10 protein-coding genes and 1 pseudogene are annotated in these 12,020 nt (G+C 64.6%); 2 read left to right on the top strand and 9 right to left on the bottom strand.

Going from position 1 to position 12,020, the window contains the following annotated elements; all coding sequences use genetic code 11:
- Positions 1 to 30: 30 nt before the first annotated feature.
- Positions 31 to 3,621 carry an indolepyruvate ferredoxin oxidoreductase family protein gene (locus PXJ20_RS01205; RefSeq protein WP_421029977.1) on the bottom strand — a complete coding sequence of 1,197 codons (3,591 nt, stop codon included), beginning with the start codon at positions 3,619 to 3,621 and terminating at the stop codon, positions 31 to 33.
- 386 nt (positions 3,622 to 4,007) lie between these two features.
- Between PXJ20_RS01205 and PXJ20_RS01200 the strand changes: the two genes are divergently transcribed.
- Entirely contained in the window at positions 4,008 to 4,223 is a 216-nt protein-coding gene (locus PXJ20_RS01200; protein ID WP_017772041.1) for a hypothetical protein, read from the top strand.
- Positions 4,224 to 4,418: 195 nt separating this feature from the next.
- Here PXJ20_RS01200 and hppD read toward each other — a convergent pair whose 3' ends face one another.
- Positions 4,419 to 5,516 carry a 4-hydroxyphenylpyruvate dioxygenase gene (gene hppD, locus PXJ20_RS01195; protein ID WP_017772040.1) on the bottom strand — a complete coding sequence of 366 codons (1,098 nt, stop codon included), beginning with the start codon at positions 5,514 to 5,516 and terminating at the stop codon, positions 4,419 to 4,421.
- Positions 5,517 to 5,675: 159 nt separating this feature from the next.
- On the opposite strand from hppD, the gene PXJ20_RS01190 reads away from it, so the two are divergent.
- Positions 5,676 to 6,203, top strand: coding sequence for an Lrp/AsnC family transcriptional regulator (locus PXJ20_RS01190; RefSeq protein ID WP_017772039.1), 528 nt, complete (start codon positions 5,676 to 5,678; stop codon positions 6,201 to 6,203).
- Positions 6,204 to 6,369: 166 nt separating this feature from the next.
- Here the strand turns inward: PXJ20_RS01190 and PXJ20_RS01185 are convergent, their stop codons facing one another.
- From PXJ20_RS01185 to paaA, 7 genes and pseudogenes are all read right to left on the bottom strand, one after another.
- The gene (locus PXJ20_RS01185; RefSeq protein WP_421029976.1) at positions 6,370 to 7,035 is read right to left on the bottom strand and encodes a GNAT family N-acetyltransferase; all 666 of its coding nucleotides are present in this window, start codon (positions 7,033 to 7,035) and stop codon (positions 6,370 to 6,372) included.
- A gap of 243 nt (positions 7,036 to 7,278) precedes the next feature.
- Positions 7,279 to 7,881 carry a TetR/AcrR family transcriptional regulator gene (locus PXJ20_RS01180; protein ID WP_126878193.1) on the bottom strand — a complete coding sequence of 201 codons (603 nt, stop codon included), beginning with the start codon at positions 7,879 to 7,881 and terminating at the stop codon, positions 7,279 to 7,281.
- 145 nt (positions 7,882 to 8,026) lie between these two features.
- Complete coding sequence (gene paaE / locus PXJ20_RS01175) at positions 8,027 to 9,115, bottom strand: 1,2-phenylacetyl-CoA epoxidase subunit PaaE (protein WP_413212650.1); 1,089 nt, start codon at positions 9,113 to 9,115, stop codon at positions 8,027 to 8,029.
- Between the two features lie 2 nt (positions 9,116 to 9,117).
- A complete protein-coding gene (gene paaD, locus PXJ20_RS01170; protein WP_421029975.1) occupies positions 9,118 to 9,702 on the bottom strand; it encodes a 1,2-phenylacetyl-CoA epoxidase subunit PaaD in 585 nt (194 codons plus the stop codon).
- 46 nt (positions 9,703 to 9,748) lie between these two features.
- Positions 9,749 to 10,552, bottom strand: a complete 804-nt coding sequence (paaC, locus tag PXJ20_RS01165; protein ID WP_421029974.1) for a 1,2-phenylacetyl-CoA epoxidase subunit PaaC — start codon at positions 10,550 to 10,552, stop codon at positions 9,749 to 9,751.
- Positions 10,553 to 10,560: 8 nt separating this feature from the next.
- Entirely contained in the window at positions 10,561 to 10,845 is a 285-nt protein-coding gene (paaB, locus tag PXJ20_RS01160; protein WP_017772033.1) for a 1,2-phenylacetyl-CoA epoxidase subunit PaaB, read from the bottom strand.
- A 120-nt stretch (positions 10,846 to 10,965) separates the two neighbouring features.
- Positions 10,966 to 11,963, bottom strand: a pseudogene (gene paaA, locus PXJ20_RS01155) (1,2-phenylacetyl-CoA epoxidase subunit PaaA).
- Positions 11,964 to 12,020 lie beyond the last annotated feature (57 nt).

The following is a 12,020-nucleotide window of genomic DNA, read 5'->3' as shown; positions in this document are numbered from 1 at the left end:
TTCAACAGCGGCTGCGGTGTGCCGTGCCGCTTAAGCCGCGTGCCGCGCGTCACCACCCTGCGGCGCGCGCCACTTCGCGAGCAGCGTCGCCCATTTCGTGCGCACGGCCTTGAGGTTGTGCTCCTTCACGTGACCGTAGCCACGAATGCCGTCGGGCAGGCTGGCCAGTTCCACGGCGAGTGCACGGTTCTGCGCATTCAGCCCGCGCAGCAGTTCGCACACAAGCGCCTCGTATTCGCCGATCAACGCGCGTTCCGTGCGGCGTTCTTCCGTGCGGCCGAACGGATCGAGCGCCGTGCCGCGCAGTACGCGCAGCTTCGCGAGCATGCGCATGGCGGGCAGCACCCACGGTCCGTACTGCTTCTTCACGAGATGACCCGAAGCGTCCTTCTTCGAGAACGACGGCGGCGCGAGGTAGAAGTTGAGCTTCCAGTCGCCCTCGAAGTTTTGCTTCAGCTTCTCGACGAACGCGGGGTCGGCGTAGAGGCGTGCGACCTCGTACTCGTCCTTGTAGGCCATCAGCTTGTGCAGGTTCTTCGCGACGGCCTCGGTGAGCGGCATCTGCGCGTCGCCCGCGTCGAGCGTGGTTTCCGCGGCGCGCACTTCGTCCACGAGCCGGCGATAGCGCGCGGCGTAAGCGGCGTTCTGGTAGGCGGTGAGGAACGCGGTACGGCGTTCGATCAGCGTGTCGAGCGACTTCGGCGTGTGCAGCGTGACGACCTTGGCCGCCGACGCATCTGCCGCTGTCTCGCCCGCCAGCTTGCGCACCGTCGCCAGATCGTGCGCGGCGAGGCGGCCCCATTCGAAGGCGGCGCGATTCTTCTCGACCTGCACGCCGTTCAGTTCGATGGCGCGAATCAGCGACTCGTGCGTGAGCGGCAGCCACCCGCGCTGCCACGCAAAGCCCAGCATGAACGGATTCGTGTAGATGGCATCACCCAGCAGGGCCACCGCATAGTGGTTCGCATCCACCACCGCGACGCCGTCTTCGCCCGCGGCGGCGCGGACGTCCGCTTCCGTGCTCGAGCCCGGAAAGCGCCAGTTCGGGTTCTTGATGAACTCAGCGGTCGGTGTTGCCGCGCTGTTGAGCACCACGCGCGTGCTGCCGTTTTGCATGCGCGAGATGCACTCGTCGCTGGCGGTCACGATCTCGTCGCAGCCGATCACGAGGCTCGCTTCACCCATCGCGATGCGGGTTGCGTGGATGTCGTCGGGGCGGTTGGCGATCTGCACGTGGCTCATCACGGCGCCGCCTTTCTGCGCGAGACCCGTGACGTCGAGCACCGTCACGCCCTTGTTCTCCAGGTGCGCAGCCATGCCGAGCAGCGCGCCGATCGTCACCACGCCGGTGCCGCCCACGCCCGTGACCAGCACGCCGTAGGGTTGCGCGATGTCGGGCGTTTGCGGCGCAGGCACGGGCGGCATGGCGTCGTTCTTCACGCCCGCCACGGCCGGCTTGCGCACCTGGTCGCCTTCCACGGAAACGAAGCTCGGGCAGAAGCCCTTCAGACACGAGAAGTCCTTGTTGCAGGTGGACTGGTTGATCTGGCGCTTCGTGCCGAACTCGGTTTCGAGCGGCTCGACGGAAAGGCAGTTCGACTGCACCGAACAGTCGCCGCAGCCTTCGCACACCGCTTCGTTGATGACGACGCGGCGTGCCGGATCGGGGTACGCGCCGCGCTTGCGGCGGCGGCGCTTTTCGGTGGCGCAGGTCTGGTCGTAGATCAGGATCGTCGTGCCGGCGATCTCGCGCAGTTCGCGCTGAATGGCGTCAAGCTGGTCGCGATGATGGATCGTCACGCCCGGCGCGAGCAGCGTGCCGGGGTGGCCTTCGTATTTCTGCGGCTCGTCGGTGACGATCACGATCTTCTTCGCGCCTTCGGCGGCGAGCTGGTGCGTGATCTGCGGCACGGTGAGCACGCCGTCCACGGGCTGGCCGCCCGTCATCGCGACCGCGTCGTTGTAGAGAATCTTGTAGGTGATGTTCGCCTTCGACGCGATCGCCTGGCGAATCGCGATCAGGCCGGAGTGGAAGTAGGTGCCGTCGCCCAGATTCGCGAACACGTGCTGGTCGTTCGTGAACGGTGCCTGGCCGACCCACGCCACGCCTTCGCCGCCCATCTGGCTGAAGGTGCTCGTGCTGCGGTCCATCCACACAGTCATGTAGTGGCAGCCGATGCCGGCCATGGCGCGCGAACCTTCGGGCACGTTGGTCGACGTGTTGTGCGGGCAGCCCGAGCAGAACCAGGGCTTGCGTTCCACCTGCACGCGCGGCTTGGCGAGCGCTTTCTCCTTCGCTTCGATTACCGCGATGCGGGTGGCGATGCGCGCGCGCACCTCGGCGGGCAGGTCGAACTTGTCGAGCCGCGTGGCGATGGCCTTGGCGATGATGGCGGGCGAAAGTTCGTAGTGCGCGGGCAGGAGCCAGTTGCCCATCGGCACCGACCATTCGCCGCCGGCGCCGCCCTTCTCGTCGAACTTGCCGTAGACGCGCGGACGCTGGGCGTCGGGCCAGTTGTACAGCTCTTCCTTGATGGCGTATTCGAGAATCTGGCGCTTCTCTTCCACCACCAGAATCTCTTCGAGCCCGCGTGCGAACGCCTGCGCGCCCTGCGCTTCGAGCGGCCACACGCAGCCCACCTTGTACAGGCGAATGCCGATGCGCGCGCAGGTGGCGTCGTCGAGCCCGAGGTCGGTGAGCGCCTGCCGCACGTCGAGATACGCCTTGCCGCCGGTGATGATGCCGAAGCGCGCATTGGGCGATTCGATCTCGACGCGGTCCAGTTTGTTGGCGCGCACGTAGGCGAGCGCCGCGTACCACTTGTAGTCGAGCAGCCGGGCTTCCTGCACGAGCGGCGGATCGGGCCAGCGGATGTTGAGACCGCCTTCGGGCATCGCGAAGTCGCCAGGCAGCACGATATTCACGCGATGCGGATCGATCTCCACCGACGCCGACGACTCCACCACGTCCGTCACGCACTTCATTGCGACCCAGAGACCCGAGTAGCGGCTCATGGCCCAGCCGTGCAGACCGAAGTCGAGATATTCCTGAACGTTCGAGGGGAACAGCACCGGCAGGCCGCACGCCTTGAAGATGTGCTCGGATTGATGCGCGAGCGTGGACGACTTGGCGGCGTGATCGTCACCGGCCAGCACGAGCACGCCACCGTGACGCGACGAGCCGGCCGAGTTGCCGTGCTTGAAGACGTCGCCACAACGGTCCACGCCGGGGCCTTTGCCGTACCACATGGAAAACACGCCGTCGTACTTCGCGCTGGGGTACAGGTTGACCTGCTGCGAGCCCCACACGGCGGTGGCGGCGAGGTCTTCGTTGACGCCCGGCTGGAACACGATCTGGTGCGCGGCGAGATGCTGCTTTGCCTTCCAGAGCGACTGATCGAGGCCGCCGAGCGGCGAGCCGCGATATCCGGAGATGAACCCTGCTGTATTGAGACCGGCCGTCTTGTCGCGTTCCTGCTGGAGCATCGGCAGGCGAACCAGCGCCTGGATGCCGCTCATGTACGCGCGGCCGCGTTCGAGGGTGTATTTGTCGTCGAGTGTGACGGACGTTAGCGCGGCTTCGAGCGACGCTCGCTGACCTGCGTCTAGCGGGGCATTCATTATGTGTACTCCTCCATCTACCAATCCGTTTGGATCGCCAGAACTGCTGTGCCTCGGCATCTCGTGAATGCTTCGGCCGGGGTCGCCATATTGGCGTCTTTTTCGCGATGGTAGCACTGGTGAAAACCCGCCGCAGGAAGCCAGAAATCCCGATTGCAGCGGCCTTTCGGCTGTGATTGCGGTGCGAATCGTCGCGCCCATTGTGGCCTGCGTATGACAGGCGATGTGTCCGAATGAATCGCGATGTAACGGCCTGTAAAAGCCTGCTCCGGATGGGAACCGCTCTTGAAAAGCCGGTCTAATCCCCCACCTGTGCGGACCGCGTCCTGTTCCCCCGCACGTTGTGGGGCACCTCCCGCGCAGGTAGTTCAGAAAAAGGAGTACGCATGAACCATCGAAACATCCAGACCTTCCTGATGGTCTCGGCCGCATTTTTCGCCATGAGCGCGCCGCTGCGTTCGAACGCATCCAGCAACGAGGGCGGCAACAATGCGTTTGCCAATGCAACCGCCCGTATGACAACCCGCTGTGCGCCGGCTCAGGTCGGTACGCGTCGCTTTGGCGCATCCGCTCAGTCCAGCGACGAGAGCGAGCAATCGTGATGCGACGTCGCGCGCCGCTTGCCTCTACCTGAAGGCAGATAGCGGGTAGCGCGATACGGCATCGTCCGTTTTAGTGCCGCGGCCTGTCAGGACGCGGCGGTTCCAAAGGAGCAAAGGGCGAAGATCTGCGGATCCTCGCCCTTTTTTGTGCGCGCGTTATGCCGCTACCCGGCTGTGCCGGGCGCGGCCCGACGCTTACGCCTTGTCTTGCACCACGCCGCGGCGAATCTGGTCGAGTTCGATCGATTCGAACAGCGCCTTGAAGTTGCCCTCGCCAAAGCCCTGATTGCCCTTGCGCTGGATGATCTCGAAGAAGATCGGGCCGATCTGGTTTTCGGTGAAGATCTGCAGCAGCAGGTCGTCCGGTGCGCCGTCCAGGAGAATCTTCCGCTTCTTCAGTTCATCGAGCGGTTCGCCATGGCCGGGAATGCGGCGATCGACCAGTTCGTAGTAAGTGGCCGGCGTGTCGAGCAGCGCGATGTTCGAGGCGCGCAAGCCGTCGACGGTGCCATAGATGTCGTTGGTGCCGAGCGCAATGTGCTGGATGCCCTCGCCGTGGTAGGCGTCCAGATACTCCTGGATCTGGCCTGCGGTCTCCGAGCCTTCCTCGTTGATCGGAATGCGGATCTTGCCGCACGGCGACGTCATGGCCTTCGACTTCACGCCCGTCACCTTGCCCTCGATGTCGAAGTAGCGGATCTCGCGGAAGTTGAAGAGGCGCTCGTAGAACTCGGCCCATTCGCGCATGCGTCCGCGGTGGACGTTGTGGGTCAGGTGGTCGATGTAGGTGAGGCCGTGGCCGGCAGGGTTCGGGTTCGCGCCCGCAATCGGCTCGAAGTCGACGTCGTAGATGCTGATGTCGCCGATGCTGCCCGGCGCCGCGCCGTTCTTGCCGCGCCAGCGGTCGACGAAGTAGATGAGCGAGTCGCCGATACCCTTGATGGCCGGAATGTTGAGCTCCATTGGGCCGGTCTTGTTGTCGAAGCCCCAGGCACCGCGTTCCAGCGCGTGGCGGTAGGCCTTCGCGGCGTCCTGCACACGGAAGGCGATGGCGCAGATAGACGGGCCGTGCAGGCGCGCGAAGCGTTGCGCGAACGAATCCGGCTCGGCGTTGACGATGAAGTTGATGTCGCCCTGGCGGTAGAGCGTGACGTCCTTGTGGCGGTGGCGCGCCACGGCGGTGAAGCCCATGCGCTCGAACAGCTGGCCGAGTGCTTTCGGGTCGGGGGCGGTGTATTCGATGAACTCGAAGCCGTCGGTGCCGACGGGATTCTCCCAGACGGGAACCTGCATGTCTCTCTCCTGATTGCGGGTGCTGTTTGGCTGATGGGCCGTAGGCCGGTATGAGCGAAAAGTTTATCCGCGACGGTGAGACGAAAACTTGCGATTTGGGTTGTGAGTGAATACGATCGAGCTATTTATTGCCACCCATTCCAGCTTATATGGCAGAAAATGACCAAAATCGAGATTGATGCGATCGACCGACGGATTCTCGCCATCCTCCAGGAGAACGGGCGACTCTCGAACCAGGAGATCGCCGAGCGGGTGAATCTGTCGCCTAGCCCTTGCCTGCGGCGCATTCGCCGGCTCGAGGAAAGCGGCGTGATTCGTGGCTACGTTGCGTTGCTCGCGCCACAGAAGCTCGGGCTCGATCTGCTTGCGTACGTGAGCGTGCGGCTGGAGAAGCGAGGCGGCCCGCTACCGTCGATGCCGGCAGCCGGCGGCCCGGGTTCACCGGCGCGCGCCGGCGCGACCCACGCGGAACTGTTTCGAGCGGCGGTACAGGCGTGGCCCGAAGTGGTGGCGTGCCACGCGATGACGGGCGACATGGACTATCTACTGCGCGTGCAGGTGGAAGACATGGCGCATTTCTCGCGCTTCATGCAGGAGCAACTGCTGCATCATCCGTCGGTGATCGACGTGAAGACGAGCTTTTCGCTGGAAACGTTCAAAGAGACCACGGCGTTGCCGATTCCTTGAAGCGCAGGGTGAGGAATGGGGATGTTCGGGTGAGGCGCTGCGGCCAAAGGCATCGAGGCCGGCAAGGGGGCAGAAAAGCAGAAGGGCGGCCAAGGCCGCCCTTCGTCGTTTGTCGTTGCCATTACGACAGGCGCCATCGCGGCGCCACGCGCTGCGATGCGTTCGCTCAAGCCGCGATAGCGTGCGGCAGGATCGACTCGATGATCTTCGATGCCTGACGCGCCTGGCGCTTCAGCGCGTAATCGAATGCCGCGGCTTGTTCCTGAAGCATTTCCGCGATGATGCTCGTCTGGTCCGCAGGCGGCAGCGTGAGGTAGGCGTCGGCTTCGCCGTAGGCGTACTCGATCTTCATGCCGGCCTTCTTGGCGATGTGCATCATCGTGCTGTTGCGCGACAGGCAGTGCATGTAGAGCGTGGTGACGTGGGTATTGCGGCTGCGGATGGCCGCGCGCTCGAACAAGCGCGTGCCGATGCCCTGGCCGCGCGCGCTTTCGGTCACGGACACGCCGAACTCGGCTGTGCGCTTGTCGCCTTCGGCGGGCAGGTAGGCGAGGTGACCGACACCCACCAGCTGCAACTGCTGGTCGAACACGCCGAACACGGTGTCGCGCGAGAAGTCGAGCGTGCGAACGTAGTTTTCGATCACGTGGTCGGGAACGACCTGGCCGAAACGCAGGAGCCGGTCGTCTTCGCCGAGCGCGAGAAAGTGACCGAGCAACCGCTCACGGTCGAGGGAGGTCAATTCCCGCACCAGCGCAGGCGCGCGACCGGCCGGCAACAGGCGATCGACCGTTTCGATCGGCTCGTCGGTAAGGGCGGTGGGCGTGTTCATGGCGGGTTCTCCTTCCTGTTCGTCAACCGCGTGATGCGGCGCGACACGAATTCTATCGGAGAAGGGTGCCAATAACTAGGGAAAACCCCGATTCCCGGCTGAGTCCGCGCTCTAGTGCAATTTGGCGCTAATTTTAAGTTGTTGTTTTTATGTGATTTTTTGTTGATGCTTCGCGCATGACACTGTTGTGGCATGCCGACGGACAAAGCGTCGCACCCATGCTGCTTTGCAAAATCAGGCGGCTCAGGCGCTGATGAGACCGTGGTCTATCACCGCGACCACCTGTTCCGCGAAATCGCGATAGCCCATGCGCCCGCCCGGCTTCAGCCAGGTAAACGTCCAGTTGATCATGCCGAACACCATCATCGTGAGCGCCGTCTGGTTTTCGCGGGTGACCCGTTCGGGATAGGCCCGCGACAGTTGCCGCGCGAACGCCGCGACCACGTCGCGCTGGCGGTTCAGGATGATTTCGCGCTGCGCATCCTCCAGATATTTGACGTCGTTGAGGAGCGCCACGTGTCGGCTATGCGACGTCTCGTACTCGGCGAGAAAGGCGCGGACCAACTCGGCGAAGGTTTCGCGCTCGTCGAGGCCGCGCCGCTGGCTTGCGCCCTCCACCTCCGCGATGATCAGCATCAGCCGCTTGGTGTAGCGGTCGAGCAGGTCGAAGAGGATGGCTTCCTTGCTCTCGTAGTAGTGGTAGAGCCGCGCCTTGGAGGTTCCGCTTGCCGCCGCGAGGTCGGCCATCGACGTGCTCGGATAGCTCGTCTGCGCGAACTTGCCGGCTGCGAGTTCGAGAATCTGATCGCGTTGAGTATCGTGATCGGGAGCGCGGGTGCGGGCCATGGTTGTTGTTCTGGTCGGGTTGTCTACAGCGAAGCGATCAAGCCCGGCGACGGGCGATGACGTAGCAAAGGCCGCTCGCGCGCCAGCGTACCGGGCGCGCGAGCGGCCTTAGTGTAAGCGGATCGTGCGCGGCGTTCCAGCCGCTCTAGCGCTCGTCGTAGCTCACCACCACGCGCTCGCTGACCGGATGGCACTGGCACGTCAGCACGAAGCCGTCGCGAATTTCCTGCTCTTCGAGCGTGTAGTTGCGGTCCATTTTCACCTCGCCTTCCAGCACCTTCGCGCGGCAGGTGCAGCAAACGCCGCCTTTGCACGCGTAGGGCAGCGCAAGCCCCGCGCGCAGGCCGACGTCGAGCAGACTTACGCCTTCGTACGGCAGACGCAGCCGGCGCGTCTTGCCGTCGAGCACGATTTCGAGGTCGGCGGCGGGCGTGTTCCCGGTAATCTCGACGGGCGGCACACCGGCCTGGGGCAGCGGCGAGCCGAAGCGTTCCACATGGATCTTTTCCTGCGCAAGGCCGGCGTCGCGCAACGCGCGCTCGGCGGCGTCCATCATCGGCGCGGGGCCGCAGATGAACGCTTCGTCGATGCTGTTCGCCGGGAGCAGCGTTTCAAGAAACGCGGCGCACTTGGCCTCGTCGAGCACGCCGTTGAAAAGCTCGACTTCCTGCAGATCGTCGGAGAGCACGTGGTAGAGCGCGAACCGGTTCATGAACCGGTTCTTCAGGTCTTCGAGCGTCTCGGCGAACATGATCGAATCGACGCTGCGATTGCCGTAGACCAGCGCAAACGTGCTGCGCGGCTCCGCTTCGAGCGTCGTCTTGACGATGGCGAGCACTGGCGTAATGCCGGAGCCGCCGGCGAACGCCACGTATTGCTTGCCGTTCTCGGCGTTCAGATGCGTGAAGAAGCGGCCGTCGGGCGTCATCACGTCGATCGTGTGGCCGGGTTGCAGCGTGTCGAAGGCAAAGTTCGAGAAACGGCCGCCGCGCACGCGCTTGATGCCGATGCGCAATTCGCCGTCGCGATCGTAGTCGGTGACGCCGACGCAGATCGAATACGAGCGGCGCGTCTCTTCGCCGTCGATGTGGGCCTTGAGCGTGACGAATTGCCCTTGCGTGAAACGGTACGCTTCGCGCAGCTCGGGCGGCACGTCGAACGCGACTGAGACGGCGTCGGCGGTCTCGGGCCGGACTTCGCGGATGCGCAGCGGGTGAAATTCCGGGGTGGCCATAGTCAATAGGGTTTGAAATAGTCGAAGGGTTCGCGGCAATCGAGGCAGCGGTACAGCGCCTTGCACGCCGTGGAGCCGAATTGCGAGAGACGCTCGGTATGCAGCGACCCGCAGTGCGGGCACGCAGGCGACGCGAGCGCAGCAGGCGGCACGAAGCGCAACGCTTTTTCGGTGGCGGTCTTCTGACCCGCGACTGTCGCGGCATCGCCGCCGCACTGCCCGGTGGGCGGTGCGATGCCGTACGTACGCAGCTTTTCGCGCGCTTCGGCGGTGATCCAGTCAGTGGTCCAGGCAGGCGCCAGTACGGTTTCGATCCGGCAGGGCCCAAGACCTGTGACTTCGAGCGCGTGAGCGATGTCTTCCGCGATCTGCGCCATCGCGGGGCAGCCCGAGTACGTCGGCGTAATGACGACTTCGAGCACGCCGTCCGCGGCGCGGCGCACGTCGCGCAGAATGCCCAGTTCGCGGATCGATACGACCGGGATCTCGGGATCCGGCACCCCTTCGAGCGCGGCCCAGGCGCGTTCGAGCATCGATTCGGCGCTCGAATCGGTGCTCGCGCGGGACGTGTCTGCAGCTGTGGTCATTGCTGAGTTCCGCAAGTGCCTTGGTGATCGGGACGCGGGTGGACGGCTACCACGTCGCGCCGGGATGTTGCCGCGCGAGGCTCTGCATCTCGGCGAGCAAATAGCCCATGTGCTCGGAGTGCTCGCCGTGCTTGCCGGTGGTCACGTGCTTGACCGGCACCGGCAGCGCGAGCGTGGCTTCTTCGAACGCGGCGCGGATGTCTTCATTCCAGGCGGCTTCGAGGTCGGCCGTTTTCGGACCGATGCCTGCCGCGACGATCGCGTCTTCCACGGCGTCCGACGCGAACAGCTCGCGCGTGTAAGGCATCAGATAGTCGAGCGCGGCCTGGGCGCGACGATGCGATTCGGCTGTGCCGTCGCCGAACCGGATCAGCCAATCGCGCGCGTGATGCAGGTGGTAGCGCGTTTCCTTGAGCGACTTCGCGGCGATAGCGGCGAGCACCTCGTCGGACGACGCCGTGAGCGCGGTCCAGAGATGCGCCATTAGCGTCGCATACAGGAAATTGCGCACGATCGTGACGGCGTAGTCCTTCTCCGCGTGCGCCGTGCCGGCGAGCGGGCCGTAGTGCGGCAGCTCGACGAGCGTGTAGTTGGCGAATTCGCGCTCGGCGCGGAAGTACGCGTAATCGTCTTCGGTGCGCGAGCGTCCGTTCAGCGCGGCTTCCAGCGTGGCCGCGTGCGTGTACAGCAGCCGCGCCTGGCCGATGAGGTCGAGGCTCATGTTGGTGAGCGCGATGTCCTCTTCGAGCACCGGGCCGTGGCCGCACCACTCGGCGTTGCGCTGGCCGAGAATCAGCGCCGTGTCCGCGAGGCGCAGCACGTAGGTGAGGTGATCTTGCGTGGGCGTCATGGTGCGCGTTACATGTGGTTGACTTCGTCGGGCAGCGTGTAGAACGTCGGGTGACGATAGATCTTGTCGCCCGCAGGCTCGAAGAGCGCGTCCTTCTCGTTCGGGTCCGACGCGGTGATCGCCGACGACGGCACCACCCAGATGCTCACGCCTTCCTGGCGCCGCGTGTAGACGTCGCGGGCCATGCGCAGCGCCATCGACGCGTCCGCCGCGTGCAGGCTGCCGCAATGCTTGTGATCGAGCCCTTGCTTGCTGCGCACGAACACTTCCCAGATGGGCCATTCCTTGTTCATCGTGAATCTCCTGGAGTCTCTTGCTGATCGTTCGTTCGGCCTGGTTTTGTGCCGTTGTGCCGTGTAGTTCCTGGGCCCGCGGCGCTGTGAAGCGATTTGTGCGGGCGGCCGGCGTGGGCGTCAGGCGGCTTGCTGGGCGGCGCGCAGGCGTATTTTTCTGCGTGAGCGATGGCGGCTTCGCGCACCCAGGCGCCATCGTCGTGTGCCTTGACGCGGGTGGCGAGCCGCTCGCGGTTGCACGGGCCGTCGCCGTTCACGACGCGCCAGAACTCGTCCCAGTCGATCACGCCGTAGTCATAGTGGCCGCGCGCTTCGTTCCAGCGCAGATCGGAGTCGGGCAGTGTGACGCCGAGAACCTTGGCCTGTTCGACCGTGGCATCGACGAATTTCTGCCGCAGATCGTCGTTCGAAATGCGCTTGATGCCCCATTTCGTCGACTGGTTGCTGTGGATCGAATCGGCATCGCTCGGGCCGAACATCATCAGGACCGGCCACCACCAGCGGTTCACCGCCTGTTGCACCAACTCGCGCTGCGCCTCGGTGCCTTTCATCATGGCGAGGAGGGCGTCGAAGCCTTGCCGCTGGTGAAACGACTCTTCCTTGCAGATGCGGATCATGGCGCGCGCGTAGGGACCGTACGAGCAGCGGCACAGCGGAATCTGGTTCATGATCGCCGCGCCGTCGACGAGCCAGCCGATCACGCCGACGTCGGCCCAGGTGGGCGTCGGGTAATTGAAGATGCTCGAGTACTTGGCCTTGCCGGCGTGCAGTGCGTCGATCAACTGGTCGCGCGAAACGCCGAGCGTTTCCGCGGCGCTATAGAGATAAAGGCCGTGGCCGCCTTCGTCCTGCACCTTGGCCAGCAGGATTGCCTTGCGCTTGAGGCTGGGCGCGCGGGTGATCCAGTTGCCCTCGGGCAGCATGCCGACGATCTCGGAGTGCGCGTGCTGTGAGATCTGGCGCACGAGTGTTTTGCGATAGGCGTCGGGCATCCAGTCCTGTGGCTCGATTTTTCCGTCGGCCGCGATCGTGGCGTCGAAGTGGGCCTGCTCGGGCGAGCCGGCGCCGGCATCGAGCGGTGCGACGTTGCCGGGAATGTCGAGGGATTGCGTGTACATGGCGGGCGCTCTCGTGCGAAGTTTGTCCGTAGGGCGCAGTATAAACCAACCGACCGG

The sequence above is a fragment of the Paraburkholderia sp. A1RI_3L genome (genome assembly GCF_048957895.1).
GTDB lineage: Bacteria > Pseudomonadota > Gammaproteobacteria > Burkholderiales > Burkholderiaceae > Paraburkholderia > Paraburkholderia kururiensis.
This window is presented reverse-complemented; position numbering and strand designations above follow the sequence as displayed.

Excerpts from the sequence above, each read along its gene's own strand:
- PXJ20_RS01205 (WP_421029977.1), bottom strand. The coding sequence starts at position 3,621 with ATGAATGCCCCGCTAGACGCAGGTCAGCGAGCGTCGCTCGAAGCCGCG.
- PXJ20_RS01200 (WP_017772041.1), top strand. The coding sequence starts at position 4,008 with ATGAACCATCGAAACATCCAGACCTTCCTGATGGTCTCGGCCGCATTT.
- hppD (WP_017772040.1), bottom strand. The coding sequence starts at position 5,516 with ATGCAGGTTCCCGTCTGGGAGAATCCCGTCGGCACCGACGGCTTCGAG.
- PXJ20_RS01190 (WP_017772039.1), top strand. The coding sequence starts at position 5,676 with ATGACCAAAATCGAGATTGATGCGATCGACCGACGGATTCTCGCCATC.
- PXJ20_RS01185 (WP_421029976.1), bottom strand. The coding sequence starts at position 7,035 with ATGAACACGCCCACCGCCCTTACCGACGAGCCGATCGAAACGGTCGAT.
- PXJ20_RS01180 (WP_126878193.1), bottom strand. The coding sequence starts at position 7,881 with ATGGCCCGCACCCGCGCTCCCGATCACGATACTCAACGCGATCAGATT.
- paaE (WP_413212650.1), bottom strand. The coding sequence starts at position 9,115 with ATGGCCACCCCGGAATTTCACCCGCTGCGCATCCGCGAAGTCCGGCCC.
- paaD (WP_421029975.1), bottom strand. The coding sequence starts at position 9,702 with ATGACCACAGCTGCAGACACGTCCCGCGCGAGCACCGATTCGAGCGCC.
- paaC (WP_421029974.1), bottom strand. The coding sequence starts at position 10,552 with ATGACGCCCACGCAAGATCACCTCACCTACGTGCTGCGCCTCGCGGAC.
- paaB (WP_017772033.1), bottom strand. The coding sequence starts at position 10,845 with ATGAACAAGGAATGGCCCATCTGGGAAGTGTTCGTGCGCAGCAAGCAA.